The 26,424-nt window shown below is 73.7% G+C and carries 30 protein-coding genes and 2 pseudogenes; 22 read left to right on the top strand and 10 right to left on the bottom strand.

What is annotated here, in order from left to right; all coding sequences use genetic code 11:
* Positions 1-520: 520 nt before the first annotated feature.
* A complete protein-coding gene (locus tag O7618_RS22535; RefSeq protein ID WP_278108107.1) occupies positions 521-1,711 on the bottom strand; it encodes a DUF2786 domain-containing protein in 1,191 nt (396 codons plus the stop codon).
* 254 nt (positions 1,712-1,965) lie between these two features.
* Here O7618_RS22535 and O7618_RS22530 point away from each other — a divergent pair, with 254 nt between their 5' ends.
* The 4 genes from O7618_RS22530 to O7618_RS22515 all read left to right on the top strand — a co-directional run bounded on the left by O7618_RS22530 (position 1,966) and on the right by O7618_RS22515 (position 5,401).
* The gene (locus O7618_RS22530; RefSeq protein ID WP_278108106.1) at positions 1,966-2,694 is read left to right on the top strand and encodes a DUF3152 domain-containing protein; all 729 of its coding nucleotides are present in this window, start codon (positions 1,966-1,968) and stop codon (positions 2,692-2,694) included.
* 170 nt (positions 2,695-2,864) lie between these two features.
* A complete protein-coding gene (locus O7618_RS22525) occupies positions 2,865-3,746 on the top strand; it encodes a histidine kinase dimerization/phospho-acceptor domain-containing protein (protein ID WP_278108104.1) in 882 nt (293 codons plus the stop codon).
* Positions 3,747-3,886: 140 nt separating this feature from the next.
* Positions 3,887-4,378: a DUF2231 domain-containing protein gene (locus O7618_RS22520; RefSeq protein ID WP_278108103.1), complete on the top strand. Its 492-nt coding sequence runs from the start codon at positions 3,887-3,889 to the stop codon at positions 4,376-4,378.
* 45 nt (positions 4,379-4,423) lie between these two features.
* Entirely contained in the window at positions 4,424-5,401 is a 978-nt protein-coding gene (locus O7618_RS22515; RefSeq protein ID WP_278108102.1) for an aldo/keto reductase, read from the top strand.
* On the opposite strand, the gene O7618_RS22510 is transcribed toward O7618_RS22515, so the two are convergent.
* From O7618_RS22510 to O7618_RS22500, 3 genes are read right to left on the bottom strand one after another with little or no spacing between them, the layout of a single operon-like run.
* The gene (locus O7618_RS22510; RefSeq protein WP_278110115.1) at positions 5,398-5,946 is read right to left on the bottom strand and encodes a PP2C family protein-serine/threonine phosphatase; all 549 of its coding nucleotides are present in this window, start codon (positions 5,944-5,946) and stop codon (positions 5,398-5,400) included. The two genes, O7618_RS22515 and O7618_RS22510, sit on opposite strands and share 4 nt — an antisense overlap.
* Entirely contained in the window at positions 5,847-6,209 is a 363-nt protein-coding gene (locus O7618_RS22505) for a hypothetical protein (protein ID WP_278108101.1), read from the bottom strand. Before O7618_RS22505 ends, O7618_RS22510 begins: the two co-directional genes overlap by 100 nt.
* A 26-nt stretch (positions 6,210-6,235) precedes the next feature.
* The gene (locus O7618_RS22500) at positions 6,236-6,661 is read right to left on the bottom strand and encodes an ATP-binding protein (protein WP_278108100.1); all 426 of its coding nucleotides are present in this window, start codon (positions 6,659-6,661) and stop codon (positions 6,236-6,238) included.
* Positions 6,662-6,821: 160 nt separating this feature from the next.
* Here O7618_RS22500 and O7618_RS22495 point away from each other — a divergent pair, with 160 nt between their 5' ends.
* The 8 genes and pseudogenes from O7618_RS22495 to O7618_RS22460 all read left to right on the top strand — a co-directional run bounded on the left by O7618_RS22495 (position 6,822) and on the right by O7618_RS22460 (position 13,492).
* Positions 6,822-7,856, top strand: a complete 1,035-nt coding sequence (locus tag O7618_RS22495) for a PHB depolymerase family esterase (RefSeq protein WP_278108099.1) — start codon at positions 6,822-6,824, stop codon at positions 7,854-7,856.
* Positions 7,857-7,923: 67 nt separating this feature from the next.
* On the top strand, positions 7,924-8,142 hold the full coding sequence (locus O7618_RS22490; protein WP_181571469.1) for a hypothetical protein: 219 nt from the start codon (positions 7,924-7,926) through the stop codon (positions 8,140-8,142).
* Between the two features lie 145 nt (positions 8,143-8,287).
* Positions 8,288-9,394 carry an FUSC family protein gene (locus tag O7618_RS22485; RefSeq protein ID WP_278110114.1) on the top strand — a complete coding sequence of 369 codons (1,107 nt, stop codon included), beginning with the start codon at positions 8,288-8,290 and terminating at the stop codon, positions 9,392-9,394.
* A 216-nt stretch (positions 9,395-9,610) separates the two neighbouring features.
* Complete coding sequence (gene kdpF / locus O7618_RS22480; protein ID WP_036343797.1) at positions 9,611-9,700, top strand: K(+)-transporting ATPase subunit F; 90 nt, start codon at positions 9,611-9,613, stop codon at positions 9,698-9,700.
* A pseudogene (locus O7618_RS22475) lies at positions 9,700-10,478 on the top strand (potassium-transporting ATPase subunit KdpA); the annotation flags it as partial. The gene kdpF and the pseudogene O7618_RS22475, both read left to right, overlap by 1 nt.
* Positions 10,470-11,639 (top strand): annotated as a pseudogene (locus O7618_RS22470) (ATP-binding protein); the annotation flags it as partial. The pseudogenes O7618_RS22475 and O7618_RS22470, both read left to right, overlap by 9 nt.
* On the top strand, positions 11,636-12,316 hold the full coding sequence (locus O7618_RS22465) for a response regulator (RefSeq protein ID WP_278108098.1): 681 nt from the start codon (positions 11,636-11,638) through the stop codon (positions 12,314-12,316). The pseudogene O7618_RS22470 and the gene O7618_RS22465, both read left to right, overlap by 4 nt.
* Positions 12,317-12,373: 57 nt before the next feature.
* On the top strand, positions 12,374-13,492 hold the full coding sequence (locus O7618_RS22460) for a magnesium and cobalt transport protein CorA (RefSeq protein WP_278108097.1): 1,119 nt from the start codon (positions 12,374-12,376) through the stop codon (positions 13,490-13,492).
* On the opposite strand, the gene O7618_RS22455 is transcribed toward O7618_RS22460, so the two are convergent.
* Positions 13,459-14,652 (bottom strand): MFS transporter, encoded by a 1,194-nt coding sequence (locus O7618_RS22455; RefSeq protein WP_278108096.1) that lies wholly within the window; start codon positions 14,650-14,652, stop codon positions 13,459-13,461. The two genes, O7618_RS22460 and O7618_RS22455, sit on opposite strands and share 34 nt — an antisense overlap.
* A 176-nt stretch (positions 14,653-14,828) precedes the next feature.
* Here O7618_RS22455 and O7618_RS22450 point away from each other — a divergent pair, with 176 nt between their 5' ends.
* Together O7618_RS22450 and O7618_RS22445 are read left to right on the top strand one after the other, a co-directional pair.
* Positions 14,829-15,749 carry an ion transporter gene (locus O7618_RS22450; protein ID WP_278108095.1) on the top strand — a complete coding sequence of 307 codons (921 nt, stop codon included), beginning with the start codon at positions 14,829-14,831 and terminating at the stop codon, positions 15,747-15,749.
* Positions 15,750-15,906: 157 nt separating this feature from the next.
* Positions 15,907-16,176, top strand: coding sequence for a GlsB/YeaQ/YmgE family stress response membrane protein (locus O7618_RS22445; protein WP_278108094.1), 270 nt, complete (start codon positions 15,907-15,909; stop codon positions 16,174-16,176).
* 63 nt (positions 16,177-16,239) lie between these two features.
* On the opposite strand, the gene O7618_RS22440 is transcribed toward O7618_RS22445, so the two are convergent.
* On the bottom strand, positions 16,240-17,814 hold the full coding sequence (locus O7618_RS22440) for a mucoidy inhibitor MuiA family protein (RefSeq protein ID WP_278108093.1): 1,575 nt from the start codon (positions 17,812-17,814) through the stop codon (positions 16,240-16,242).
* 155 nt (positions 17,815-17,969) lie between these two features.
* Here O7618_RS22440 and O7618_RS22435 point away from each other — a divergent pair, with 155 nt between their 5' ends.
* The 4 genes from O7618_RS22435 (at position 17,970) to O7618_RS22420 (ending at position 20,789) form a co-directional block, all read left to right on the top strand.
* Positions 17,970-18,236, top strand: a complete 267-nt coding sequence (locus O7618_RS22435; RefSeq protein WP_278108092.1) for a hypothetical protein — start codon at positions 17,970-17,972, stop codon at positions 18,234-18,236.
* A gap of 210 nt (positions 18,237-18,446) precedes the next feature.
* On the top strand, positions 18,447-18,773 hold the full coding sequence (locus tag O7618_RS22430; protein ID WP_278108091.1) for a hypothetical protein: 327 nt from the start codon (positions 18,447-18,449) through the stop codon (positions 18,771-18,773).
* Between the two features lie 26 nt (positions 18,774-18,799).
* Positions 18,800-19,234, top strand: a complete 435-nt coding sequence (locus O7618_RS22425; RefSeq protein WP_278108090.1) for a DUF4913 domain-containing protein — start codon at positions 18,800-18,802, stop codon at positions 19,232-19,234.
* 145 nt (positions 19,235-19,379) lie between these two features.
* Positions 19,380-20,789 carry a glycoside hydrolase family 6 protein gene (locus tag O7618_RS22420; protein ID WP_278108089.1) on the top strand — a complete coding sequence of 470 codons (1,410 nt, stop codon included), beginning with the start codon at positions 19,380-19,382 and terminating at the stop codon, positions 20,787-20,789.
* 60 nt (positions 20,790-20,849) lie between these two features.
* Here O7618_RS22420 and O7618_RS22415 read toward each other — a convergent pair whose 3' ends face one another.
* On the bottom strand, positions 20,850-21,617 hold the full coding sequence (locus O7618_RS22415) for a L,D-transpeptidase family protein (RefSeq protein WP_278108088.1): 768 nt from the start codon (positions 21,615-21,617) through the stop codon (positions 20,850-20,852).
* A gap of 121 nt (positions 21,618-21,738) precedes the next feature.
* Between O7618_RS22415 and O7618_RS22410 the strand changes: the two genes are divergently transcribed.
* Positions 21,739-21,885, top strand: a complete 147-nt coding sequence (locus tag O7618_RS22410; protein ID WP_278108087.1) for a hypothetical protein — start codon at positions 21,739-21,741, stop codon at positions 21,883-21,885.
* Positions 21,886-22,016: 131 nt separating this feature from the next.
* Here O7618_RS22410 and O7618_RS22405 read toward each other — a convergent pair whose 3' ends face one another.
* A complete protein-coding gene (locus tag O7618_RS22405) occupies positions 22,017-22,448 on the bottom strand; it encodes a hypothetical protein (RefSeq protein ID WP_278108086.1) in 432 nt (143 codons plus the stop codon).
* A 39-nt stretch (positions 22,449-22,487) separates the two neighbouring features.
* Between O7618_RS22405 and O7618_RS22400 the strand changes: the two genes are divergently transcribed.
* The 3 genes from O7618_RS22400 (at position 22,488) to O7618_RS22390 (ending at position 25,042) form a co-directional block, all read left to right on the top strand.
* On the top strand, positions 22,488-23,021 hold the full coding sequence (locus O7618_RS22400) for a SigE family RNA polymerase sigma factor (RefSeq protein WP_278108085.1): 534 nt from the start codon (positions 22,488-22,490) through the stop codon (positions 23,019-23,021).
* Positions 23,008-24,249, top strand: coding sequence for a hypothetical protein (locus tag O7618_RS22395; RefSeq protein WP_278108084.1), 1,242 nt, complete (start codon positions 23,008-23,010; stop codon positions 24,247-24,249). The genes O7618_RS22400 and O7618_RS22395 overlap by 14 nt, the downstream gene beginning before the upstream one ends.
* Positions 24,250-24,394: 145 nt before the next feature.
* Positions 24,395-25,042: a D-alanyl-D-alanine carboxypeptidase family protein gene (locus tag O7618_RS22390; RefSeq protein WP_278108083.1), complete on the top strand. Its 648-nt coding sequence runs from the start codon at positions 24,395-24,397 to the stop codon at positions 25,040-25,042.
* A 63-nt stretch (positions 25,043-25,105) separates the two neighbouring features.
* On the opposite strand, the gene O7618_RS22385 is transcribed toward O7618_RS22390, so the two are convergent.
* Both O7618_RS22385 and O7618_RS22380 read right to left on the bottom strand, forming a co-directional pair.
* Positions 25,106-25,495: an LPXTG cell wall anchor domain-containing protein gene (locus tag O7618_RS22385; RefSeq protein WP_278108082.1), complete on the bottom strand. Its 390-nt coding sequence runs from the start codon at positions 25,493-25,495 to the stop codon at positions 25,106-25,108.
* 32 nt (positions 25,496-25,527) lie between these two features.
* Positions 25,528-26,373 carry a hypothetical protein gene (locus tag O7618_RS22380; protein ID WP_278108081.1) on the bottom strand — a complete coding sequence of 282 codons (846 nt, stop codon included), beginning with the start codon at positions 26,371-26,373 and terminating at the stop codon, positions 25,528-25,530.
* Between the last annotated feature and the right edge of the window lie 51 nt (positions 26,374-26,424).

Genomic DNA, 26,424 nt, shown 5'->3' with positions numbered 1-26,424 from the left:
ACGACGTGCAGACTCTGCCCCCTGCGGCGGTCCACTCGTGATCGCTCGGGCCGAGGCGCGGCTGCCTGCAGTGCCAGGAATGGTACGCCTGTGCGCAGTTCGACTGGGCGGTGGAGCGGTTCGCCCATTACGCGTCGATCACCTTGCAGAAGCGATGACCTGAAGGTCTTCCGCTGCTCCTGCTCGGCTTGAGCTGATCCAGCGGTCGGTTACGCAGCGCGATCGGTTCGGGTGGGTGCGGAGAGTAATGGCATCGCCCGGGAGTGGCCCGAGCATCTGGGCGCCTTTGCTCTGCAGCCATATCCGCACCGGGCGGTTGACCTGTGCTGACGTCAGAGTCGCCGATACCGGTGATGGCCCGGTTCGGTGACGATCCGTCACCGCTGCGCGGATGGCTGCAGAGCAAAGGCGCGGATCGGTCACCTCTGGCCCCGACGTCGCTGTCACGCCTGGTGATTGCCCGCATGGTTCAAACACGGGCCCACCACTCGTGATCGCCGCAGGACGAGGCGGGCCTGGTTCAGCGGGCTCCGCGCAATGGGCGCGGTGTCGGGTGGTTGGCGTCGAGGGAGGCGCGGTCGGCGGCGGTGGTGCCGGAACTCCAGCCCTCGGAGTCGCGGACCTGGAGCCGGTGCCGGGTGGTGCCGGGGAAGAGCTGCTCGGTGCGTTCCCGGACCGCGTCCGTGCGAGCCGCGAGCACCGGCAGCAACCGGCCGTCGGCGTGCTCCTCGGCCGCCGCCGTGCTGGTCGCCCGCAGCCGCTCCCCGATGCGCAGCGCGAACGCGTTGAGGAACGACTCATCGTAGCCCTTGGTGCGCCGCCCGCTGGTCCGGCCCCGGGCGGCGCGCCCGCGCAGCATCGCGGCGGTGGCCTGCACCAGCAACGACGTGTGCAGCAGCTCCACCGCGGCCAGGTCGGCCGGAAAGCCGAGCACGGTGGCGAAACCCAGGTCGTCGGACCACACCGACTCGCACCGGTTCGCGCCCGCCACCTCCTGGATCAGCAGCGCCTTCGCCGCCGCGTACGGGGCGTCGGTGCCCAGGCGGATGCCGCCCGGCCGATCCGGGCGGGCCGCGGTGGCGTCGAGCAGCGCCGTGTCGATGCTGTGCCGGGCCATCAGCTCCTGCGCCTTCGCGGTGAACGCCTCCGCCTCGGCCGGGTAGGCGGTCGACTCGGCCTTGGCCAGCAGCGCGCGTACCCGGTCGAGCATCCGGGAGCCGGTGGCCGGGACGGCGGCGAGCGGGACGGCGGCGGCACCGGGCGGCGGGCGGAGCAGCGCGATCGGGGGCAGCCCCTCGATCAGGACGAGCGCGTCGACCGCGTCGCGCAGCGCGGTGATCCGGTCGCCGTCCGCGCGACGGTCCAGCCAACCCGCGTCGGTGTCCCAGCGGGTGCCCAGGTCGGCGAGCTGGTCGTCGAACCAGGCCGGGACCGGGTCGGGCAGCGTGCGCCGCTGGGCGGCCAGCGCGTCACGCAGCAGCCGGGCGCCGCGCGACGTGAGTCGCCGGGCGGCGAGCCGGTCCAGGTCGACCGGTTGCCAGCCGCGCGGCCAGAGCCGGCCCAGCGTGCGGCACAGGCGGGTGAGCAGCGCCGCGTCCACCGCCGCGCCGTCGCGCACCACCAGCGCGTCGAGGGCCCGCTCGGCGGCGCGTACGTCGGTGCCGCGCGCCGCCACGAGGGCGGCGTCGAGCAGCGGCTCGGCTGATGACACGGGTGGCTCTCCCTGGACTCCGACAGGCGGCAGGTCGCCCACCCCGCACTCGACGGTACCCGGCCCATCGGTTCAACCGACCGGCCCCGCCGCCCGTACTCTCCTGCGGAGCGCGGGCGGGACGACGGACGGAGAGCGACGTGGGCGGGCGGGACCGGGGCGTGCATCGACGGCGACGGAGGTCGCGGGCCGGCGTCCGCGCGCTGGTCGCGGTCCTCGTCGTGACCGGCCTCACGGCCGGCGGAGGGTACGCCGTGCGTGCCCGACCCGACCTGCTGGCCTCGGGCGGCGTGGAGCGGACCGTGCCGGCGGCGGTGCCGTCCGCGCGCCCGCCGGCGACGGCCGCGCCCTCGCCGGTCCCGGTGGCCGGCCGGGTCCCACCCGGCATCAGCTACCCCGCGCGCGGCGGTGGCGGCTTCCGGACCGCCGACACGGTCGGCGCGGTGGCCGGGCGCTCCGGTGAGCTGCTGCGATACCGGGTCGCGGTGGAGGACGGCATCCGCAACGTGGACGTGGAGCGCTTCGCCCGGCAGGTCGCGGCGACGCTCGCCGACCGGCGGGGCTGGACCGGCGACGGCCGGTGGCGGCTGCAACGGGTGGGCCAGGACGGGCCGGCCGACTTCACCGTGCTGCTGACCACGCCGGCGACCCGGGGCGACCTGTGCGGCGACCCGAGCGACCGCTACACCTCGTGCCGCAACGGCGACCGGGTCGTGATCGACGTGGCCCGCTGGGTGTACGGCGTGCCGCACGTGCCCGACCTGGATCTCTACCGGCAGTACCTGCTCAACCACGAGGTGGGCCACCGGCTGGGCCGGGGCCACGAGCGCTGCCCCCGCTCCGGCGGCCCGGCCCCGGTGATGGTGCAGCAGACGCTCGGCCTGCACGGCTGCGCGCCGAACGCCTGGCCGCTGGTCGGCGGCGAGCCGCTGGCCGGGCCGTCCGGCCAGTACGACGACCCGATCCCGTCCGGGGACCGGTGAGCCGCCGCGTCGGTGGATAGATACTGGGCCGGTGGAGAGCCACCCCCGCCTGCTGCTGGTCGAGGACGACCGGGCCCTCTCCGGTGTGCTCGCCGACCTGCTCGCCGACGAGGGGTACGAGGTCGAGGTGGCCGGCGACGGGCACCTCGGTCTGCACCGGGCGTTGACCCGTGACTACCAGGTCATGGTGGTCGGCCGGCGCCATCGGGCTGGTGCTGCTGCTGGTCGGCGCGCTGATGTACGTGTTGACCAGCCGGCAGGAGTCGCGGGCGCTGGACGGCGAGCTGAGCCGGGTGCTGGCCGCCGCCGAGGACGTGGACGACCCGCCGCCCCGGCAGTTCCTGGCCCGGCAGCGCCCCGGCGACCAGGCGGTCGAGGTGACCCCGGGCGCGTCGCCGGAGCTGACCCGGGTGCTCGGCCGGGCGGTACGGGGCACGCCCGGCCGTCTCGACGCGACGGCCGGCGACGACCGGCCGGTCCGGGTGGCGACGGAGCGCCGGCCGGACGGCACCCGCTGGGCGGTCGCCGCCGACCTGGCCCCGCTGCGTCGACGACAGGGGCAGCTCGGTCTCGCGCTGCTGGTCGCCGAGCTGGCCGGGCTGGCCGGCGCGCTGGTCACGGCCACGCTGCTGGCCCGGCGGGCGGTCGCCCCGCTGGCCACCGCGCTGGGCATGCAGCGCCGGTTCGTGGCGGACGCCTCGCACGAGCTGCGGGCCCCGCTGACCGTGCTGCACACCCGGGCGCAGCTGCTGGCCCGGCGCGCCCGGGACCGGCCGGCGGAGCGGCTGGCCGGGCAGCTCGACCAGCTCGTGGCGGACACCCGGGCGCTCGGCGAGGTGGTCGAGGACCTGCTGGTGTCGGCCGCCGCCGAGCACCAGCCGCTGCCGGACACCGAGGTGGACCTGGCCGAGGTGGCCCGCGAGGTGGTGGCGAGCATGTCCGCGTACGCCGCGGAGCGGCAGGTGGAGCTGGGGTGGACGGCCGGCGGTTCGGTCTCGGGCTCGCCCTGGTGCAGCACGTGGCGTCGGCACACCGGGGGACCGTGGAGGTGACCGGCTCGCCGGGGCGCGGCGCCACCTTCACCGTGTCGCTGCCGCCGGCCTGAGCGGTCCCGCGGGCGGCGCAAGAACTTCACAAGAAGTACCGGGCACTGTGGGAGCCGGATCGGAACCCGACCGCCGAGGAGATCACCGTGCCCGACTCCGTGAACGGACTGCCGTTGCACCCGCTTGTGGTGCACGCCGTGGTGGTGCTGCTGCCGCTGGCCGCCCTGGGCGTGGTCGCGCTGGCCGTACGCCCCGTCTGGCGGGGACGCTTCGGCTGGCTCGTGGTGCTGGTCGCCGCGGTGGCCACGGCCGCGATCCCGCTGGCCACGGAGAGCGGCGAGGGCCTGGAGCGCCGGGTGGGCGACGCGGGCCGACACGCCGAGTTGGGCGACCAGTTGATCTGGTTCGCGCTGCCGTTGCTGGTCGTCGCGCTCGCGCTGGTCTGGCTGCACCGCCGCGCGGAACGGCCGGCCGGTGACGGGCCGAACGCCGGGGCGGGCGCGCTGGGCGTGGTGGTGGCCGTGCTCGCGGTGGTGGTGGCGGCGGCGAACCTGGTGCAGGTCTACCGGGTGGGGGACTCCGGCGCGAAGGCGGTCTGGGGCGACGTCCCGGCGGCCACCGCGGAGCACGGCGACTGATCCGCCGGGACTGCGACCCTCGCCGGCCGGTGGTGTGATGGACGCATGGACTACGTGACGTTCGGCTCCACCGGCCTTCAGGTGTCCCGGCTCTGCCTGGGGTGCATGAGCTACGGCGAGCCCGGGCGGGGCACGCATCCCTGGTCGCTGCCGGAGGACGCCGCCCGCCCCTTCATCCGGCAGGCGCTGGAGCTGGGGGTGAACTTCTTCGACACCGCCAACGTCTACTCCGACGGCACCAGCGAGGAGATCGTCGGCCGGGCGCTGAAGGACTTCGCCGACCGCGAGGACGTGGTGATCGCGACCAAGGTGCACGGTCGGATGGGCGCGGGACCGAACCGGGGCGGGTTGTCCCGCAAGCACATCATGAGCGAGATCGACGCGAGCCTGCGCCGGCTCGGCACCGACTACGTCGACCTCTACCAGATCCACCGCCTCGACCCGGCCACGCCGATCGAGGAGACGCTGGAGGCGCTGCACGACCTGGTCCGGGCCGGCAAGGTCCGCTACCTCGGCGCCTCGTCGATGTACGCGTGGCAGTTCGCCAAGGCGCTCTGGACCGCCGAGCGGCACGGCTGGACCCGGTTCGCCGCCATGCAGAACCACTACAATCTGCTCTACCGCGAGGAGGAGCGGGAGATGCTGCCGCTCTGCCTCGACGAGGGCGTCGCGGTGATCCCGTGGAGCCCGCTGGCCCGGGGCCTGCTGACCCGGGATCCGGGGGAGCGGACCGCGCGGGCGGACACCGACGAGTTCGGCCGCAAGCTCTACGCGCGCACCGAGGAGCACGACCGGGCCGTCATCGACGCGGTCGGGCGGGTGGCCGCGCAGCGGGGCGTGCCGCGCGCGCAGGTGGCGCTGGCCTGGGTGGCGCGCCACCCGGCGGTGACCGCGCTGATCGTCGGCGCGACGAAGCCGCACCACCTGACCGACGCGGTCGCCGCGCTGGAGTTGGAGCTGACCGACGCGGAGGTGGCGGAGCTGGAGGCGCCGTACGTCCCGCACCCGGTGTCCGGTTTCTAGATCGGCGGGTCTGCCGGCGGCTCCGGGTCCGCCGCTGGCGGGCCCAGCCACCGGACCAGCAGCACGGTCGCGTCGTCGGCGAGCCTGTCGTCCTGCCAGGCGAGGATCGCGTGCACGAGCCGGCGCGCCGTCTCCGGCAGCGGCACATCGTCGGCGAGAGCCCGGGCGGCGAAGTCGATCAGCCGGTCCGTGCCGAACAGCTCACCGGTGGCGGACCGGGCCTCGATGATCCCGTCGGTGTAGAGGAGCAGGTCGTCGCCGGGTTCCAGCACCTCCTCGACCACGACGGGCGGGCGTTGGTCGCCGAGCGTGACCGGCAGCGCGGTCGGGGTGGGCAGCATCGTGGCGAGCCGGCCCTGGCGCAGCACCAGCCCGTTCGGGTGCCCGGCGGAGATCACCCGGAGCCGGCCGGTGCGCTGGTCGAGTTCGGCCAGCACCCCGGTGATCAGACCACGCCTGTCGTGCTCCCGGACGGCGGAGTCGATGTGGTGGTAGGTGTCGACGAGGTCGAGGCGGGCCCGTCGGGCGTTGCGATAGGCGGCCAGCGCCAGGCTGGCCAGCGTGACGGCACGCAGGCCGCCCTGCGAGCCCGGCCGGCGAGCGTGCCCTCGACGGCCAGCGGTTCCCGGTGCGGCGAGTCGGGCGCGGGCATCGGCAGTAGTTCCCGCTGCTCGTGGTCGACCAGGTAGAGGAGCATGTCGGTGGCGCCGAGCCGCTCGGCGGCCCGGCGCGCCATCAGCGGCAGATCCTCCGGCCGGGCGTGCCGGGCGTGCCGCAGCAGGTCGTTCAGGGCGTCGCGTGCGCTCATCCCCGCCCTTCCGTCGATCGGCCGTGTCACCGGGAGAACGAGGCCCAGATGTGCTTGGTGGTCTCGGTGGCGTACCAGCCGACGTCCAGTGAGATCGACTGGGCCAGGAACAGCCCGCGTCCGCCGGAGTCCATCGGGTGGATGTCGGTCAGTTCGGGCACCGAGCTGACGTCGTGGTCGGCCACGTCGAGCAGGAAACAGTCGTCGCTCGCCAGCAGCGTGACGATGGTGGGCGGCCGGCCGTGCCGCAGCGCGTTGCTGGACAGCTCGGTGGCGACCAGCAGGACCATGTGCGGCACCTCGTCCAGGTCCTCGCCCTGCACCAGCCCGTGCCGGTTCAACGCGTCGCGCAGCGAGGCCCGCACGTCGCGCAGCTCCTCGGGGGTGTCGAGCACCCACCGCTCCAGCTCGGTGGCCTGCGGCGGCGGCGGCGACGTGCGCAGCTGTCCCATGATCTGCCTTTACCCTCCGTAGCGATCGGCTAAGCCCGGTGGGTGACCCACACCGCGGTGACCGGTGACGTGTCGACCGCACGGATATCTGCTGTGGTCGATGTCACGCTACGGTGCCGGCACGCCGGCCGTCCCGCCGGCGCTCCGACGGGAGCATGCCATGACAACACCGTGGAAAGCCGTCACCACCCTCGCCGCCGCGCTCCTGCTGATCCTGCCCGGCGGCGTCGCCGCCCGGGCCGCGGGCACGCCGTCCACCAAGCCGCCGGTCGCCGGCACGCTGCGCGCGTATCCCGTCTCCGCCGTCTACGTCGCCGGGGTCTCCTCCGGCGGCTACCTGGCCACCCAGCTCCAGGTCGCCTACTCGTCCCGGATCCGGGGCGCGGCGATCTTCGCGGCCGGGCCGTACTACTGCGCGCAGAACAGCATCCCGCAGGCGCTCTACGGCTGCGGCGACAACCTCTACCCCACGCACGTGAGCAGCCTGGAGGCGTACACCCGGACCTGGGCCGGGTACGGGTGGATCGACGGCACCGGCAACCTCTCCGGCCAGCCGGTGTACGTCTACCACGGCAACGGCGACGCCACCGTGAAGAAATCGGTCAGCGACGACCTGGTCCGGTACTACCAGGACTTCGGCGCGCGGGTCCGGTACGACTCCGGCAGCGCGGCCGGGCACTCCTGGGTCACCCCCTACGGCACGGTCGGCTGCACCGCCACCGCCTCGCCGTACCTCGCCGACTGCGGCACCGATCCACAGGGCGCGTTCCTCGGGCACCTGCTCGGCTCGGTCTCCGCCCCGAACACCGGCCCGCTCGGCGGCACGCTGATCCGATTCAGCCAGGACAGCTTCGCGGTCAACGGCTGGGCGAACGGACTGAGCATGGACGCCAACGGGTTCGCGTACGTGCCGAGCGCCTGCGCCGCCGGCAGCACCTGCCGGCTGCTCGTCGCGCTGCACGGCTGCGCCCAGGGGTACGCGAAGGTCGGCACCGCCTTCGTCGACCGTGCCAACCTCAACCAGTACGCCGACACCAACCGGCTGATCGTGCTCTATCCGCAGGCGACCGCCACCGCGGTGAACCCGAACGGCTGCTGGGACTGGTGGGGCTACCTCGGCTTCACGAACTACCCGATCAAGGGCGGCCCGCAGGTTGAGACGATCATGAATATGGTCCGCCGGCTCGACGGCTGAACCGGCTGGGTCCGGCCCCGACCTGCGGGTCTGGGCCGGACCGGGTCGCCTACGGTACGGTCACCCCATGGTCGTGGAGGAACACTGGTGGAACGGCGTCAGCATCCCTCGCGGGCGCCGCGACGTCTACATCTGCACCGACGGACAGCAGTGGCAGGTCCAAGCCCAGATCGGTGGCGCCGCCGGCCGGTCGAAGGTCCAGCAGTGCCCGAGCCGCGTCTCGGCGAGCATCCTCGCCGGCGCCTGGCGGTCGAGCGGCACCGGCTGGCGGGAGATGCCCCGCTGAACCCGGCCCGGCGGTCGGTCCCGGCCGCCGTCGCCGTCGCCCGCTGACTCGCGGCGGCGCGGATTGACCCGCCGGCAAACGGGTACGCGGGGCCGTGGCCGGTGCGGAGACGGGCGGGCGGGGCGGACAGGCGCTCGCCGGCCGACTGCGTGCCGTGCCGGCGCTGGCGGCCGACCGGTTCCGTCGGGTACGCGCGGGCGCCGGGCTGGCGGCACAGGCCGGGCTCGCCGCCGGCCTCTCCTGGTGGGTCGCGGACTCGCTGCTGCACATCGCCCAACCGGTCTTCGCCCCGATCTCGGCGGTGGTGGCGCTCGCCGCGTCGGTCGGCCAACGCCTGCGCCGTACCATCGAGCTGGTGATCGGGGTCGCCGTCGGCATCCTGATCGGTGACCTGCTGATCCGTCTGGTCGGGGTCGGCGCGTGGCAGCTCGGCGTCATCGTGGCGTTCGCCGTGGTGGTGGCGGCGTTCGTCGGCCGGAGCCCGGCGCTGGTGGTGCAGGCCGGCGCGACAGCCGTGCTGATCGGCACGTTGACGCCGTCCGTGCCGAACCTCGAGGTGCCCCGGGTGGTCGACGCGCTGATCGGCGGCGGTGCCACGCTGCTGGTCACCGCCGTGCTGCTGCCGCTGAACCCGCTGCGGATCATCAACCGGGCGGCCGGCCCGGCGCTCGACCTTCTCGCCGACCAGTTGGACAGCGCCGCCGAGGCGCTGCGCGAGCGGGACGCGGAGAAGGCCCGCGTCGCCCGTGACCGGCTGCGGGACAACAAGGCGGAGATGGGCTCCTTCGGCGAGGCGGCGCAGGGTGCCCGGGAGGCCGCCACGCTGTCGCCGGTCTACTGGAGCGCCCGGGAGGGGCCGCTCGGCCGGTACGCCAAGTCCGTGGAGCCGGTGGACCGGGCCATGCGCAACAGCGGCACGCTGATCCGGCGTGCGGTCACCCTGCTCGCCGACGGCGAGCGGGTGCCGGACGCCATGCCGGCCGCGGTCTCCGCGTTGGCCGAGGCGGCCCGGAAGCTGCGCAAGGAGTTCGCCCGTGGCGCGGCGGAACCGACCCGGTGCCGGGAGTCCGCGCTGCGGGCGGTCGCCGAGGCCGGCCGCGCCTACCGGGCCGGGGTGGACTTCTCCGGCGCGGTGGTGGTGGCCCAGGTACGCACCACGGCCAGCGACCTCCTGGTCGCCACCGACGTCGACCAGGACGAGGCGAACCGGTTGGTGCGCAGCGCGTTCGGGCCGCTCGACCGGCCGGCGTGAAAGGCGCGTGAAGAAACCGCCGCCCGGCGTGATGGTCGCGTTATAGCCCCTGTCCGTTCGCGCGACCTGGCGTTTTGATTGCCCGGCGCGGCCGGCAGGCGGTCGCGAGGACATCTTCCGCTAGGAGAGACCAGCCGTGTCTGACGTGCTGTTCGTGTTGCTGACGGTGGGGCTGTTCGCGGCTCTCGCCCTCGTGGTGAGGGGTGTGGAGAAGCTGTGAGCGCCGTCAACGCCGTCGGCCTGGTGCTGGCGATCGGGCTGGGCGTGTTTCTGGTCGTCGCCCTGCTGTTCCCGGAGCGCTTCTGATGAGCATGACCACAGCCGGCGTGCTGTTCGTGTTGTCCCTGGTGGTGGCGCTGGTCGCGGTGCACCGGCCGTTCGGCGACCACATGTACCGGGCGGTCTCCGGCACCCGGTCCTCCCTGTCGAACGGGGGATCTACCGCCTGGTCGGGGTCAACCCGGCCGCCGAGCAGACCTGGGGCGTCTACGTCCGCAGCGTGCTCGCCTTCTCGGCTGTCTCCGTCCTCTTCCTCTACGCGTTCCAGCGCCTGCAGAACCACCTGTGGCTCTCGCTGGGCTTCGACCCGGTGGTGCCGCACGGCGCGTGGAACACGGCCGTGTCGTTCACGACCAACACGAACTGGCAGTGGTACTCGGGTGAGTCGACAATGGGTCACCTGGTGCAGATGGCCGGCCTGGCGGTGCAGAACTTCGTCTCCGCCGCGGTCGGTATCGCCGTCGCGGTGGCCGTGGTCTTCGGCCGGATGGTCGGGCAGACCCGGCAGGGCCACGCGATCGCCGCGGTGATGGCGATCCTGGCGCTCGCCAGCATCACCCTGACCAACGTCTTCGAGCTGACCGGGCACGGCACGGTGCCGCAGGCCGTCGGCGCGGCGATGGAGGGCAAGGAGGTGCGCTTCGACGTGTCGAACTCGGCCACCTTCGCGGCGGCCACCACGCTCACCTCGACCGGCGCGGTCAACTCGTTCCACGACTCGTACACCGCGCTGGGCGGAATGATGACGCTCGGCAACATGATGCTCGGCGAGGTCGCGCCGGGCGGCGTCGGCGCCGGCGTGTTCGTCGGCGTCGCGGTCGCGGTGAGCGGAGTGGTCGACGTGGCGGCCCGGCGTACCCGGGAGGCGGCGCGGGCGTCCGCCGACGCGCAGACCCTGGCCACCGTCGCGGGCAGCGTGCTGCGCGGGGCGTGTCCCCTGCCCGCCCTGCTGGACCGGCTGCGGGAGACGTTCGGGGTGCGCGCGGTGAGCGTGCTGGAGTTGGCCGCCGAGGCGGAGCGGCGGCCGGGCCGGTCCGCCGAGGAGGCCGCCTGGCGGGTGGTCGCCAGCGTCGGCGACCGGCCGCCCGGCAGCCCGAGCGCGGGCGAGACGGTGGTGCCGGTCGACGACCGGCTCAGCGTGGTGCTCGCCGGCCGGCGGTTGGAGGCCGCCGACCGCCGGGTGGTCGAGGCGTTCGCCGCCCAGGCCGCCGTCGCACTGCGCCAGGAGCGGCTGGCCGAGGAGGCCGCCACCGCCCGTCCGCTCGCCGCCGCCGACCGGATGCGGACCGCGCTGCTCGCCGCCGTCAGCCACGACCTGCGGACGCCGCTGGCCTCGGCCAAGGCCGCGGTGAGCAGCCTGCGCAGCCACGACGTCGAGTTCGACGCCGACGACTCCGAGGAGCTGCTGGCCACCGCCGACGAGTCGCTCGACCGGCTGGGCCGGCTGGTGGCGAACCTGCTGGACATGAGCCGGTTGCAGGCCGGCGCGCTGGGCGTCACCGCGACCGCGATCGGGCTGGAGGACGCCGTACCCCGGGCCCTGGACGAACTGGGCGCCGCGGCGGCGGAGGTCACCACGGACATCGCGCCGGACCTGCCGGCCGCGCTGGCCGACCCCGGCCTGCTGGAGCGGGTGCTGGTGAACATCGTCGCCAACGCGCTGCGGCACAGCCCACCCGGCCGGCCGCCGACGATCACCGGCAGCGCGCACGCCGGCCAGGTCGAGCTGCGGGCGATCGACACCGGTCCGGGCATCCCGGAGGACCAGTGGGAACACGTGTTCCTGCCGTTCCAGCGCCTCGGCGACCGGGACAACCAGACCGGGGTGGGGCTCGGGCTGGCGCTGTCGCGGGGGCTGGCCGAGGCGATGGGTGGCAGCATCACCCCGGAGACCACGCCCGGTGGCGGGCTCACCATGGTGCTGCGGCTGCCCGCCGCCACCGAGTCGGGAGGACCGCAGCGATGACCCGCGTCCTGGTCGTGGACGACGAGCCGCAGATCCTGCGCGCCCTGCGGATCAACCTGCGGGCCCGTGGATACGAGGTCGAGGTCGCCGACAGCGGCGCGGCCGCGCTGAAGGCCGCCGCCGGCCACCCGCCGGACCTGGTGGTGCTCGACCTCGGGCTGCCCGACCTGGACGGCACCGAGGTGATTCGCGGGTTGCGCGGTTGGACCGCCGTGCCGATCATCGTGCTCTCCGGCCGGGCCGGCAGCGAGGACAAGGTCGCCGCGCTGGACGCCGGCGCCGACGACTACGTGACCAAGCCGTTCGGGGTGGACGAACTGCTCGCCCGGATCCGCGCGGTGACCCGCCGGCTGGCCCCGACCACGCCGACCGTCCCGGCGCTGCGGGTCGGCCGGCACAGCGTCGACCTGTCCGACCGGAGCGTCACCCGGGACGACGGCACGGAGGTCAAGCTCACCCCCACCCAGTGGGCCATGCTGGAGAAGCTGCTGCGCAATCCCGGCAAGCTGGTCAGCCAGCGGCAACTGCTGCTCGACGTGTGGGGGCCGGGCTACGAGCAGGAGACCAACTACCTCCGGCAGTACATGGCCCAGCTCCGGCGCAAGCTGAAGGACGACCCGGCCCGACCCCGGCACCTGATCACCGAGCCGGGCATGGGCTACCGCTACCGCCCCTGACGTTTGCGCCGCCCGCCGTGGGGGACTCGGCGAGCCGGCCGAGCAGCGGGGAGGGGCATGGCGGACGACCGGTTCGCGGCACCACCGCCGGAGGGCTTCGGCAGGCGGCTGGACGAGCACGCCATCGACGCCGGAGCGGCGGAGCCGGAGCGACCCGACGGCCTGGTCGACAGCGGCGTCTACGTCGACGGCGTACGACGCGCGTCGCCGGCCGGCCTCGCCGACACGTTCCGCTGCCTCCAGCAGCTCGACCAGGCGATGGCCTGGATCGGGCTGCGCCGGCCCGGACGGGAGCAGATCGCCTCGCTGGCCGCCGAGTTCCAGCTCCCCGAGCTGGCCGTCGAGGACGCGATCAACGCCCACCAGCGGCCGAAACTGGAACGCTACGACGACACCCTGTTCGTGGTGCTGCGCGCCGCCCGCTACCTGGACGCGCGGGAGGCGGTCGAGTTCGCCGAGCTGCACCTCTTCCTCGGCCCCGGGTTCGTGATCACGGTCCGGCACGGGGGCCCGCCCGACCTGGCCGCCGTGCGGCGCCGGCTGGAGGCGGAACCGAACGTCCTCGCGCTCGGCCCCGAGGCGGTCCTGTACGCGGTGCTCGACCGCGTGGTCGACGGCTACGCCCCGGTGGTGGCCGGCCTGGAGAACGACATCGACGAGATCGAGACCGAGGTGTTCGGCGGCGACCCGAACGCCAGCCGCCGGATCTACGAGCTGAGCCGGGAGGTGATCCAGTTCCAGCGGGCGGCCCGGCCGCTGCTGAAGGTCGTCGAGGCGCTCACCGGCGGCTTCGACCGCTACGGCACCGACGAGGAGTTGCGCCGCCGGCTGCGCGACGTGGCCGACCACCTCACCCAGGTGGTGGAGCGGGTGGACGGGTTCCGGCACCTGCTGCAGAGCATCCTCACCGTCAACGCGACGCTCGTCTCGCAGGCGCAGAACGAGGAGATGCGCAGCCTCACCGCGGCCAGCTTCGAGCAGAACGAAGAGGTCAAGCGGGTCTCCGCGTGGGCGGCGATCCTGTTCGCGCCCACCCTGATCGGCACCGTCTACGGGATGAACTTCACCCACATGCCGGAGCTGGGCTGGCGCTACGGCTACCTGTTCGCGGTCGCCCTGATGGTCGCCGTTTGCGGCGCGCTCTACCTGCTGTTCAAGCGCCGCGGCTGGCTGTGAGCCCGGCCGCGGGGGTGCCCTGCCGCGACCGTCGCCAGCGCCGCGGTGCCGAGCAGCGCGGCCGCCGGGGCGACGACCAGCCCGTACCGGAGGCCGGTCGACACGCCGGCGAGCGCGGAGCCGGCGGCGCTGCCCACCACGAACGCGGTGCTCACCCAGGCGAACGCCTCGGCCACCGTGCCCGGCTCGGCCAGCCGCTCGGCGGTGAGGAAGACGGCGGTCAGCACCGGCGGCAGCGCCAGCCCGCTCACCGCCAGCAGGCCGGCCATCGGGACCGGGCCGGGCGCCAGCAGCAGCGGCAGGAAACCGACGGTGAGCGCGGCGGCGAGCAGCGGCAGCCGGCCGGGCCCGCCCGGCCGGACCCGGGTCCAGGCCAGGCCGCCGACCAGCGCGCCGACCGCCTGCGCCGCCAGTAGCCAGCCGCTGAGCCGCCGGTCGCCGGCCGCCTCGGCGTAGCCGGTCACCGCCACCGCGATGCTGCCGACGGCCGCACCGACGCCGACGACGCCGAGCATCATCACCGTGAACCGGGGTACGCGCAGCGGCCCGGCCCAGTGCCGCACCGCGGCCACCCCGCGCCAGACCCGGGCGGCCGGGCTGAGCGCGTACATCGCGGTGCCGGCGAGCTGCACCACGGCGGCGGCGAGCAGCCCGGCGGACGGCCCGCCGAGGGTCACCGCGAGCAGCGTGACGAGCGGTCCTACCACGAAGATCATTTCTTGCAGCGCGATGTCGAGCGTGTAGGCGGTGGGCACCGCGGCCGACGGCAGCAGGGCCGGCCAGAGCGTCCGCAGGCACGCCTCCAGCGGCGGCGTGCCGAGTCCGGCGACCACCGCGCCGGTCGCCGCGCCGGTCAGGCGCCCGCCGCTGAGCGTCACCGCGCCGAAGCCCAGGCCGGAGACGACCGCCGCGGCCCAGAGCACAGGTGGTTGCCGCCACCGGTCCACCGCCCGGGCCAGCAGCGGCGTGCCCACCGCCATGCCGGCCGTGTAGGCGGCGACCAGCAACCCGGCGGCGGCCAGGCTCAGCGACTGGCGGGCGAAGAGCAGCAACGCCAGCGGGCCGCTGGCGGTGGGCAGCCGACCGATCTGGCTGCCCAGCAGCACCCGGACGACCTGCGGCGTGCGCAGCACCGCCCGGATGGAGGTGTCGACGGACATGGGGCATCGCTCCCGGAGATGGGGTTCGGGTGGAGGGCGTCGGTGCGTCGCGCGCCTCAGGGAGCGAAGTCGGCCCGCTCGTGGTCGTCGCCGTAGAGCGGGAGGGCAGGCGTGATCCACTGCGCGTACGTCGCCGTCGGGATCACCCGCCGACGGTAACCCAATAGGGTGTCGGGATGGTTGACCGGCGAGGTGAGGTGCCGGCCCAGCGGGGGGAGCGTCGTCCGGACGGCGCGCGACGGGGACTGGCGGACCGGTGCGCCCGGATGGTCCGGTCCCGGCCGTTCGAGGTCGCGATCGTCGTGCTCATCATGGCCAACGGGGCGGTGCTGGGCATCGAGACGTACCCGCACGCGGGCACCACGGCGTCGGTGCTGCGCGGGACCGAGTGGATGTTCCGGGTGGTCTTCGTCGTGGAGATCACCATCCGGGTGCTCGCCCACGGCCGCCGGCCGCAGGATTTCTTCCGGCACGGCTGGAACGTCTTCGACCTGCTGGTGACCGTCGCGATCTTCGTACCGGGGCTGCACGGCGACTCGGCCGTGCTGCGGTTCGTCCGGGTGGCCCGGGTGTTGCGGCTGGTGCGCTTCTCGCCCGGCCTGCGCACCATCGTCACGGCGCTGTGGCGCAGCCTGCCCGGCGTGGCGGCGTTCCTGGCGCTGGCCGGCGTCACCCTCTACGTCTACGGCATGGCCGGCTGGCTCATCTTCGGTGACCGCTATCCGGAGCAGTACGGCGACATCGGCCGCTCGCTCGTCACGCTGTTCGTGCTGCTCTCCCTGGAGACGCTGCCCGACCTGCTCGAACAGGGCCTCGAAGTGTCGTCGTGGACGCTGCTCTACTACATCAGCTTCGTGATGATCGCGGTCAACCTGCTGCTGAACATCCTCATCGCCGTCATCGTCAACTCGATGGAGGAGGCGCGCCGCCTGGAGATGACCGAGGGGCTGTCCCCGGACTACGACTCCGACGGCGACGGGGTGCCGGACGAGGTGGACCGGATCGCCATCAGCCAACGCCTGGACGACCTGCGTACGGTGGTCGCCGAGCTGGAACGGGAGCTGCGGATCGACCGGGAGGACGTGCCACGGCGCTGAGGCGCGGCGGCGTCGCCGTGCGCCCTGTTCCGGGCCTGATCCCGCTCTTCACCGGGCCATGACAGTTCTGTGAAGAAAAGCGCCTCGCGTTTGGGCGGCAGCCCGATCGGGGCACCGGACGAGACGACAGTTCAGTCGGAAGAACAGGACGGCTCTCGTGGAAGTTACCGGTTTCCTCACCGCGATCATCATCGGTCTCGTCATCGGCGCGCTCGGCCGCCTCGTGGTGCCGGGCAAGCAGAACATCCCGATCTGGCTCACGCTGGTCATCGGTGTGGTCGCCGCGATCCTGGGCACGCTCGTCGCCGGCCTGTTCGGTGTGGACGACACCGCCGGCATCGACTGGATCGAGCTGCTGCTGCAGGTCATCTTCGCCGCGGCCGGTGTCTACATCGCCGCCGGGGCTTACGGGCGCCGTCGCCACTGACGCCTTGTCAGCAGGGGCCCCTTCTTAACGCATTCTGCATAAAAAGGGGCCCCTGCTAACGTCCTACTCCCGCCAGCCGGTCACCTCGACGCCCTTGGCCAGCTCCACCCGGAAGCCCAGCGTGACCTCGCCGCTCTCGCCGGGGGCGAGCGCCAGCCGCCAGGTCACCTCGCCCAGCTCGGTACGCTCCGCCGGCGGCGGCGTCAGCGCCGTCTCCCGCACCACCACCGCTTCGTGGCGCGACACCGGTAGTTGGTCGCGCACCTCCACCGCCGCCGGGCGCGGCGTGTGGTTGGCGACGGTGATCCGATACTCCACCTCCCGCCGCCGGGTCGAGCCGAGCGTCGCCTTGGTCTCGGTGCGCCGGTGCAGCTTGCGTTCCACCCGCAACCGGTCGTCCACCCCGAGCGCCAGCTCGACCTCCTCGCCCGGCGCCCAGACCGGCAGCCGGGTCGACGTCACGAAGTCCGCGCCGTGGAACACCGCCGCCGGGCCGGCGGGCAACGTGTGGTCCGAGTCGTTGCGGACCGTGGCCCGCAGGTGGGCGTCGGCGGCGCGGACCGGCGCGGTCACGTGGTCCAGCCGGGCCGGCAGTTCCAGCACCGCGATCGTGGCCCGGTGCGCGCTGCCGTCGGCCGGTACCGCCACCGGCCGCGCCGGCCGGTAGGTGGCCGCGCTGACCCCCGGCTCGACCTCGGCGACGCTCTTCCGCAGCCGGGGCAGGGACGCCGCGGACCGGGCGAGGCCGCCGCCGGCCGGCGCCGCCGGCGCCGGCATCCCGAGCGGCATGTCCGCGGTGGCCGCGCGCGGGATCGCCGGCGCGACCCGGTCGAGATACCAGGGCGACAGGTCGGGTACGCCCGCCGTCGCCGCCGGCCGGGCGGTGGAGAGCTTCAGCTCGCACTCCGGCCAGTCCTCGCCGGTGCTCTGGCTGACCAGCCCGAACCAGGTCACGGTCACGGTCTCGTCGACCAGCCGCAGGTCGTAGGAGGGCTGCCAGCGGGCGCCGTCCACCAGGTAGGTCAGTTCCAGCTCGACCTCGGCGTCGTCGGCCTGCACCGCGACTGTCACCTCGGCGGCCAGGTGGTCCGGTTCGCGCTTGCCGGACGCGTCGCCGAGGTCGCGCTCGACCGCGGCGAGCACCTCGGCCAGCTCGGTGCGCCGCCGGGCCAGCCCGCGCCGTCGGCTTCGGGAGTCGGCGAGCTGGCCGGCGACCGAGTCGGCGAAGGCGGCCACGTCCGTCGGCGCCGCGTCGCCGGCGGCGAGCGCCCGGGCGTACGTGCCGCCGGCGCGCTCGGCCAGCCGGGCGAGGAACTCGCCGCGCTGCTCCTCGATCCCGTCCGCGTCCCCGATCTCGGCCAGCTCGTCGGTCAGTTCGCGGCGTCGCTGCTCCAGGTCGACCACCTGCGTGTCGGTGCTGCGTGGCAGGCGCCGGGTGGTGACGTCCACGCCGAGCACGATGGCCGCGCCCCGCCCACCGACCCGGATCGAGTCGCGCCGGAGGCCGACGGGGAGCGGCCCGACGCGTACCCGATGTTCACCGGCGGTGAGCCGGAGGCCGCCGCGGCGGGTGACCCGCGCGCGGTCCGGATAGACGGTGACGCCGACGACGGGCGCCTCGATCTCTGCGGTGTCCACGGCGGCGAGGGTAGTTCAGCGGCGCTCGCGCCGGTCCCGTCCGGTTTCCCGGCGGCGCCGGTGAACCGGAGCCGGTACCGCCACGTCGTGGGGGTGTGTCGATCGTCCGGCGCCGGGCAAGGCGGGCCGGACCCGAGTGGATGAGGAACGGTGCGATGGGGAAGAAGGACAAGAAGCACGACAACGGCGAGAGCGTCAAGATGAGCCGGGTGGAGTACGAGCGGCGGTTGCGGGAGGTGAGCGGGGGCCGGGCGTCGTCGAGCCGGTCCAGTTCGGACTCGGAGACGTCACGCATCCGCGACACTGCCGCGCAGAACGTCGGCGGGGTCCAGTTCCAGGCGCAGAACGACGGCCAGTCGGCCCAGTGGGCACCGGGCCAGGCCGGGTCGGGCACGATCACCTACGACCCCAACTACTCCTAATACCCGCAGTCCGGGACGCCCGGCTACACCTCGCAGGCGACGTTCGACCACGAGCTGCACCACCAGGACGCGGAACGGGTCTATCAGCACCCGGTCGACCGTGACCTCCACGGGGCCAACTTCCACCTGCCCGGCAACGACGCCAACGCGCCGGCGCTCGCCCAGTCCTATGGCCGGCAGGCGGACACCATCTCCGCGAACTGGGACGAGGTGCGTTCGGCGTCCGCCCGTGACCGGGGCATCCAGAGCGATCCCCGCTGGTCGGCGTACGTCGAACAGCGGGTGCAGTACGTCCAGGCGACGCCGCACCAGCACAACGAGAGCGTCGCCGCCGAGATGATCGGCACGTTGAACAGCGCCCGGCTCCAGGGGCCGGTCACCAACCAGCTCCGGGCGATCTACAACGAGGCGTCCGCCCGGCGCGTGTCCGGCGGTGAGGTGGCCCGGATCGGTCCGGTCCAGGCGACCGCCTCCACCCGGACGTCGGCCTACACCAACACCGAGGCGAAGGGGAAGGGAGCGGCGCGGGGCAAGTGAGCCCGGGCGGAGCGGAAGGGGACCACATGACCGACACGGTCGTCGACGCCGACCGCGTGCCGGAGCTGCCGCCGCCACCGCCGGCCCCGCCGGCCCGCCGGTCGCCGTTCATCGTGCACCTGGACGGCGACGAGTACGACGCCGCGCTGGCCGGGCTGGCCGTCTGGGTCCAGCACCTGCTGCTGCCGATCTACGGGCGGGAGGTCACTTCGGGGACGCCCTGGTGCCCGCGCTGGTGGGAGCACGCCGAGGCGATCGCCGTCCTGCACGGCCTCTGGCTGGCCTGGCAGGAGCTGACCGGGCCGGGGGGCGGGCTCTCCGGCCCGGCGTCCTGGCACCGCGACCACCTCAACCCGGTGATGACGTCGCTGCGCGACCCGGCGGGCCCGTTCGCCGGGTGCAAGACCGGGGTGCACCGCGCCAAGGACGGTCCGGAGGTGGAGGACTACTTCGCCGAGTGAGGCAGCCGCTGTGGGCGGGTCCGCGAGCGTCGCGGGCCCGCCCTTCGACGTTTTCCCGTCTTGGCAGCGGTGCCGCACTCCGCTACGTTCATGGGAACGCTCCCATGAACTTAGATACATCTATGTGATCAGGAGGAAACACGTCGTGGCTATCCTCTCCTTCCGGCGTCGCAGATCGGCGGCTCTCGGTGCGGCGGCCGTCGCCGGGCTCACCGCCGCCGGGATCTGCCTCACCGTCGGCGGCGCGTCCGCCGGCACGGTGTCCGGCTCGCTCTACCGCGACCCGAGTTCGGCAGTCGTCCGCTGGGTCGCCGCCAACCCCGGCGACTCGCGCGCCGCCGCCATCCGCGACAAGATCGCGAGCCAGCCGCAGGCCCGCTGGTACGCCAACTTCAACCCCTCGACCATCCAGTCCGAGGTCTCCAGCTTCGTGGGCGCGGCCAACGCGGCCCAGCAGATCCCGGTGCTGTCGGTCTACGAGATCACCAACCGGGACTGCGGCGGGGCCAGCGCCGGTGGGGCGCCGGACCTCAACCAGTACCAGACCTGGGTGTCCAACTTCGCCCGTGGGCTGGGCAACCAGACCGTCCTGATCATCCTGGAGACCGACTCGCTCGCCCTGCAGACCTGCCTGGGCGGCGCCGAGTTGAACGCGCGCAACCAGGCGATCTCGACGGCCACCCGGACCATCAAGGCGGGCAACCCCAACGCCAAGGTCTACCTCGACGGCGGTCACTCCACCTGGAACAGCGCCAACGAGACGGCCAACCGGCTCCGGAACGCCGGCGTGCAGTACGCCGACGGCTTCTTCACCAACGTGTCGAACTTCAACCCCACCTCCAGCGAGGCGAACTTCGGCCGGGCGGTCATCTCCGCGCTCAACGGCATGGGCATCTCCGGCAAGCGCCAGGTCATCGACACCAGCCGCAACGGCGGCGCCAGCGGTGACTGGTGCGCGGACGACAACACCGACCGGCGCATCGGGACGTACCCGACGACGAACACCGGCGACGCCAACATCGACGCGTACCTCTGGGTGAAGCCGCCGGGCGAGGCGGACGGCTGCCGCTACACGGCCGGTTCGTTCCAGCCGGACCTGGCCTTCAGCCTGGCCAACGGCGCGCCCAACCCGCCCACCACCGCGCCGCCGACCACCACCCCGCCCACCACGGCGCCGCCGACCACGGCGCCGCCGACCACCACTCCGCCGACGACGACCCCGCCGACGACGACCCCGCCGACCACGACGCCGCCGCCGACCGGTAACGGCTGCTCCGCGTCGGTGTCGCTCAACCAGTGGTCCGGCGGCTTCACCGCGAGCGTGACGGTCACCGCCGGCTCGGCCGCCCTGAACGGCTGGAGCGTGACCCTCACGCTGCCCGGCGGCGCCGCGGTCACCGGCGTCTGGAGCGCGCAGGCCAGCGGCACCAGCGGAACCGTCCGGTTCAGCAACGTGAGCTACAACGGAAGCGTCGGCGCCGGTCAGTCGACCAATTTCGGCTTCCAGGGCACCGGTACCGGCCCAGGCGCGACCGCCAGCTGCACCGCCGGCTGACCTCGCCCGACCGCACCAGCGGCCCGGCGCGGAGGACCAGCTCCGCGCCGGGCCGACCGGTCAGTAACGGCCGAGGCTGTCCAGCGGGCACATCACGATCCGCGGCTGGGCCGCCGGGTCGAGCCACCGGAGCACGCGGACCAGGTCGGCGTGCGCCAGGCTGACGCAGCCGGCGGTGGGACCGGAGGGCGTCCTGCTGAACTCGTGCAGGAAGATCCCGCTGCCCGCGTTCGGGACCGGCTTCGGCACGTTCGGCGCCATGTTGTAGGTGAGCACCGCGAAGTGCGTGTAGGCCGGCTTCTCCTTCCACAGTGCCTCGCTGTAGCCGCCGGGGTTGGTCGCCCGGTGCTGAAACGTGTTGTAGGCGGACGATTTCGGGTTCTCGTTCCACCAGTCGTTCGTCACGAGCCGGTGGTAGGGGTATCTGACGCCCGGGTTCGCGGCGATGCCGTAGATCGTCGGGCCGAACGCGTAGACACCGGTCGGTGTGGTCGGGACACCCTCGACGTGGTGGTCGCTGAAGAACTTCGACCCGATCCGGGCGGACAGCGCCGCCGACACCGGGGTCCACCGCCCGCTCACCTTGGCGAACGTCTCCAGTGTGGCGTAACTGGTCTTCCAACTGGTCGCCGTCACCACCACGACCTGTCGGGTGGCCGCCGGCAGTGTGGTGAGCCGGCTCGCCTTGTTGCCTGCCAGCGACGCCCCTGGCCGCGGGCGGGTCGGGCCGGTGCCGGCACCGAGGGCCGCCGCGGCCGGTGCCGCGCCGGCGACGACGGGAGCGACGGCGCCGGCGGCCGCACCGATAATCAAAGATCTCCGCTTCATGCGCCCGATCCTCCCACCGCGAGCACGTCGACGGCCTCACCCGGCACGAGGATCGGGTTTCGCGGGCGGACCGGCGGGGGTAGAGGTCACACCGTCCGTCAGCCGAGCCGAGGAGACTGCCGTGTCGGTGCAAGCGTTTCTCTACCTGGTCGCGGTCATCCTGCTCGCGCTCGCCGCGTTGCCCGTGCGCACCCGGGGCATCTCGCTCGCGCTGCTCGGGGCGGCCTGCGCCCTGCTGGCCTACGCCTGGCCGGTGATCACCGGGTAGGGCACGCGCCTGCTCGCCGCACTGCTCGTCGTCCTGCTGGTGCTGGCCACCGTTCGGCACACCGGGGCCCGGTTCGGGCCGCCGGCGCTTGTGGTGTGCGACGCGGCGCGCGGGGAAATGGCCGAACAGCGCTACCTGGACGTGACGCGGCAGCTCCCGTCGCCGGTCGCGGCGCGCTCACCGAGGGCGGTCCAGGCGCTGTCGTCGACCCGCCAGATGGTGCCGAACCTCGGGTCGTCGAACCCGATGCCGTGGCGACGGGAGTCGAGGCGGGTCGGCTGGACGACGGCGAACCCGGCGGCGGCCCACCTGTCGACGAGCGGCTCGTAGCCGTCCACCGACCAGGCGTTGCCGTGCGAGAAGACGATCACGGGGAGGTGGTCGCCGGTTGCCGGGGCGGTGACCTTGACCGCCAGTTCGAGGTCGCGTCCGGTGGTGGGAACCGGGACGGGCTTGACCGTGACGATCCGCGGTGCGGGGTGGTCGGTGCGCATGGTGGTGCCGCCCCGCCCGCTGACGACCGCGGCGAACCACTTCCCCGGTCGGTGCAACGTTCCGGGCACGTGGCTCCGTTCTACCTCCGTCACGAGGAGGCAGTCGACGTGAAAGCCGAAGACGAGCAAGCATTCCGCGAGTTCGTGACGTCACAGATGGCGTCGCTGCGGAAGCTGGCGTACATGACCTGCGGCGACTGGCACGCGGCGGAGGACGCCGTGGCCAACGCGCTGGTCAAGCTCTATCCCCGCTGGCGAAAGCTGGACCGGCCCGATCTCTACGTGAAGACCATGGTCTACCGGGCGGCCGTGGACGAGACCCGTCGCCCCTGGCGGCGTGAGCGGTCCGCCGGCGACGCCATGCCCGACGTCGCGTTCCGCGACCCGGCCGGCACGACCGACGAACGGTTGCGCCTGCGGGCGGCGCTCGACGCGGTGCCGGCCGGGCAACGGGCCGCCGTGGTGTTGCGGCACTACCTGGACCTGAGCCTGGAGGACACCGCCCGCGTCCTCGACTGCACGGTGGGCACGGCCAAGAGCCAGGTCTCCCGTGGCCTGGCGAAGCTGCGCGAGTCACTCGGCGGCGACCGCATCAACCTCACCGCACAGCCGATGGAGGAGCGGACCAATGCAGTTGCGTGAACTGGTGGACGCGGTGACCGGCGACGAGCCGCCGCTGACCCGTACCGCCGACGACATCGTCGCGGCCGGGCGGCGCGCCGAGCGGCGTCGCCGCGCCGGGTTCGCGTCGGCCGGCGCGGCCGGCCTCGTCGCGGTCGCGGTCACCGGCGCGTTCGTGCTGCCGGCCCTGGGCGGCGGGCGGAACACCCCGGCCGCCCCGGCCCCGGCCGGTGCGGCGGCGTCGCGGCCCGCGGTGGCGACGTGGGCCACCGGCGGGCCGTTCACCTTCACCTTCCAGGGGTACGACGCGGGCACGCTGCACGTGCAGGACCCCATCGTCACCTCGGTCGGCTACCAGATCGCCTCCGTCTACTCCGACCGCCACACCTCGAACGACAAACCCCTCACGGCGGAGGAGGCCGAGGCGCAGGGCGGCACCCTGGAGCGGACGAAGGCGTCCGCCGGCGGAAAGCCGTCGCTGTGGGCGTACCTGACCGTCTACCGGCCCGGTGTCTTCGACCCGGCCGGGATCAAGGACGGACGGCGCGTCACCGTGGCCGGACACAAGGCGGTACAGGCGAGGCTACCGGTCGGTCTCGACCCGCGGAATCCGGTGGACGAGGGCAACAAGCTGTTCGCCTGGGAGTACGCCGACAACGCCTGGGCGGCCGTCACGTCGTTCTCCAGCGACGCGGCCACCCCGACCTTCGCGGACCTGGGGGGCCTGGTCGACGGGCTGAAGCCGAGCCGGCCGACGCCGGCCAAGGTGCCGTTCACGGTGGGCTACGTGCCGGCCGGCTACGTGCCGCTGCAGACCGGCACGCACGCCATGCCCGGCCTCAGCGGCATCGCCACGGCCCGCGCCGGCGACTACGGCGGCGCGACGTACACCAGGCCGGCCGTGCCCTCCACGGGCCTGACCGCGCCCTACGACGCGGTCGAGGGCACCATCGCCGACGGGTTCCACATCTTCGTCACGCCCAGCACCAGTTCCAACCAGGCGCCGGAGCCGGGCACGACGAGGTGCTACGACGGATCCGACCGGCGGGTCCCCGACGGCGGCCCGGCGGTCGGTGGCTTCTGCAACGTCTGGAACGCCGACGGCACGGTCGCCCTCCAGGTCAGCGCCTCGGGTCTCGGCGACAAACTGCCGCGCGCCGAACTGGAGAAGGTGGCCCGGGGGATCACGGTCGCCGACGTCGAGGACGAGTCCACGTGGACCCCCGCCGCGACCGCCCTGCGGCCGTGACGACACGCGTCGACCGGCACGCGACAGCGGCACCGCGCACGAGCGGTGCCGCTGTCGCGGTTTCCCGTCGATCCGGGTGACCGTACCCATCGGGGCTGAGTACCGGGCTCAGGTCCCAGGCCGGCGACCGAGGAAGCATGCTGGCATGCCTCCTCCTGGAAACGTGGCGGCCGGCCGGATCGAGAATGCCTCACCCGGCAGGCGACCCCGCGCGGCGTGGGACCCGACCGCGGCGATGCAACCGGCCCGGCACCGCGACCATGTGTACCGGGTCGTCGTCCGGCTGCTCGCGGTGTCGCTGCTGCCGGTGGCGTTCCTGGTGGCGCCGCGCCGGGCTCGCCACGTGGCCTGCCAGTGGGCGCTGGCGGCGCGCTTCCCGGCCGAGGACCTCACCGGCCTGACGCCGGCGACGAGCGCCGCCTTCCGAGCCGCGCGTACCCAGGCGCTGTGGCGGGACGGGGAACTCATCGGCCTCACCTCCGGGCACCGGGAGGCGCGGGTGCAGGCCCGCCTGTTCGACGAGGCGGTCCGACGCACCGGGTCGGTGGCGCTGGCTCGGGTGTGGGCGCTGCCGCCGCACGAGTCGCGCCACGTCGCCGGCACCGCGCTGGACGTCCGGCCCGCCGAGGGCGCGCGGTGGCTGGAGCGGTACGGGCGGGTCCACCACCTGCATCGCGTGTATGACAACGAGTGGTGGCACTTCGAGTACCGTCCCGACGGGCCGCCGATGCGGCGCGCTCATCCGGGTGCGCCGCCGACCCGCGGCAGGGCCGCCCGGAGCGCGTCCGCGTGACGGCCCGGGTCCACGCGTCTGTGGGCGGGACGGTCTATCGCCCCGCCCGCACGTCGATGCGGATCAGGCCGCCGGAGGCTCGTCGTCGGGGGTCACCAGGACCATTCGGCGCCGCCGGGAGACGAGGAACAACACACCTCCGGCCACCAGCGCCGCGATGCCCACTCCGCCGATCAGCCCGGCCTGCGGCCCGGTGACCGGCAATCCGCCGTCACCGCCACCGGTGCCACCACCACTCTCGCCACCACCACCGTCGCCGTCGCCGCTGCCGCCGTCACCGCCGCCGCTCCTCGCGGCCAGCACCACGGCGAAGCCGTCCTGATTGTCGCCGGGATCCACGTCGGCCACCCGCGTGGCGACCGCGTTCGCGGGCAGCCCGCTCCGCGCGGACGCGGAGCGGCTGTCCGTCGACCGCTCGGCGAGCCCCTCCACCCGCGCGGTTCCGCCCCGCAACGTGACTGGCGCCTTGGCGGATGCCGCGGTCGTCACCAGGTTGTAGAGCTCGACCGCCGAGTAGATCGTGTCGTTCGGGTCGGTGTCCTCGGCGACCGCACGAGGGTCAGGTTCCGGTAGGCGCAGACCGCCGACCGCCCGGCGTCGGCGAGCACGCACTCGGTCGGCTGCCTGGTGAAGGTCACCCCGTCGGGCAGGCGCAACGTGACCCGCACCCCGCTGACCGCCTTCCGGCTCTGGTTGGCGACGGTCTGCCACACCGCGCCCGTCTCGCCCGGGTTCAACGTCCCGGTGGGCTCGGGCCTGCCGCCGGCGCCGATCCGCACCGACCGCTTCACGTCCCGGGCGACCACCGACAGGTCGGCGTCCGGCCGGTCGACCAGCACCAGCGGGAACGACCTGGTGTTGTCGGCCGGATTCGCGTCCTTCTCCGGCCTGATGGTGACCGAGACCTCGAACGTGCCCTCGTAGGGCTCGGTAGCTCCGGAGACGGTCGCGTCGACGGGGACGTCGACGGTCTCACCCGGCCCCGGAATCAGCTCACACGACAGTTGGCAGTAGAACCCGCCGAAATCCCCGTCGCACTCGCCCACACCCCCGGAATGCCAGATCAGGGCGACCGGCAACGGGTCGGGGCCCTCCGCCGGCTGGCGGACTCGGACGACGACGTCGCTCGGGGTCTGGTCCCCGAGGTTGCTGATCTTCAGATGGACGACCTTCCGCTCGACCCCGAGCGGGATCGTGGTCCCGGACGCGTCGACCGTGAGGTCCGGACCCTTCTTCGCCGCCTCGGCGGGACCGGCGGGGACAGCCACCCCGGCGAGCAGGAGCAGCGCGGTGGCGACGGTTCGCGACAGCCGTCGACGGTCGAAGCTCATGGCGACACCCTTCAGGACACGCGGACAGTGTGCCGGAGAACACTATCGGCA

This window comes from Micromonospora sp. WMMD980 (genome assembly GCF_029626035.1).
Classification (GTDB): domain Bacteria; phylum Actinomycetota; class Actinomycetes; order Mycobacteriales; family Micromonosporaceae; genus Micromonospora.
Note: the sequence above shows the minus strand (reverse complement) of the source record. Positions and strands in the feature narration are given on the sequence as shown.

Excerpts from the sequence above, each read along its gene's own strand:
- O7618_RS22515 (WP_278108102.1), top strand. The coding sequence starts at position 4,424 with ATGGACTACGTGACGTTCGGCTCCACCGGCCTTCAGGTGTCCCGGCTC.
- O7618_RS22505 (WP_278108101.1), bottom strand. The coding sequence starts at position 6,209 with ATGAGCGCACGCGACGCCCTGAACGACCTGCTGCGGCACGCCCGGCAC.
- O7618_RS22500 (WP_278108100.1), bottom strand. The coding sequence starts at position 6,661 with ATGGGACAGCTGCGCACGTCGCCGCCGCCGCCGCAGGCCACCGAGCTG.
- O7618_RS22495 (WP_278108099.1), top strand. The coding sequence starts at position 6,822 with ATGACAACACCGTGGAAAGCCGTCACCACCCTCGCCGCCGCGCTCCTG.
- O7618_RS22490 (WP_181571469.1), top strand. The coding sequence starts at position 7,924 with ATGGTCGTGGAGGAACACTGGTGGAACGGCGTCAGCATCCCTCGCGGG.
- O7618_RS22465 (WP_278108098.1), top strand. The coding sequence starts at position 11,636 with ATGACCCGCGTCCTGGTCGTGGACGACGAGCCGCAGATCCTGCGCGCC.
- O7618_RS22460 (WP_278108097.1), top strand. The coding sequence starts at position 12,374 with ATGGCGGACGACCGGTTCGCGGCACCACCGCCGGAGGGCTTCGGCAGG.
- O7618_RS22455 (WP_278108096.1), bottom strand. The coding sequence starts at position 14,652 with ATGTCCGTCGACACCTCCATCCGGGCGGTGCTGCGCACGCCGCAGGTC.
- O7618_RS22450 (WP_278108095.1), top strand. The coding sequence starts at position 14,829 with ATGGTTGACCGGCGAGGTGAGGTGCCGGCCCAGCGGGGGGAGCGTCGT.
- O7618_RS22435 (WP_278108092.1), top strand. The coding sequence starts at position 17,970 with ATGGGGAAGAAGGACAAGAAGCACGACAACGGCGAGAGCGTCAAGATG.
- O7618_RS22425 (WP_278108090.1), top strand. The coding sequence starts at position 18,800 with ATGACCGACACGGTCGTCGACGCCGACCGCGTGCCGGAGCTGCCGCCG.
- O7618_RS22415 (WP_278108088.1), bottom strand. The coding sequence starts at position 21,617 with ATGAAGCGGAGATCTTTGATTATCGGTGCGGCCGCCGGCGCCGTCGCT.
- O7618_RS22395 (WP_278108084.1), top strand. The coding sequence starts at position 23,008 with ATGCAGTTGCGTGAACTGGTGGACGCGGTGACCGGCGACGAGCCGCCG.
- O7618_RS22390 (WP_278108083.1), top strand. The coding sequence starts at position 24,395 with ATGCCTCCTCCTGGAAACGTGGCGGCCGGCCGGATCGAGAATGCCTCA.
- O7618_RS22380 (WP_278108081.1), bottom strand. The coding sequence starts at position 26,373 with ATGAGCTTCGACCGTCGACGGCTGTCGCGAACCGTCGCCACCGCGCTG.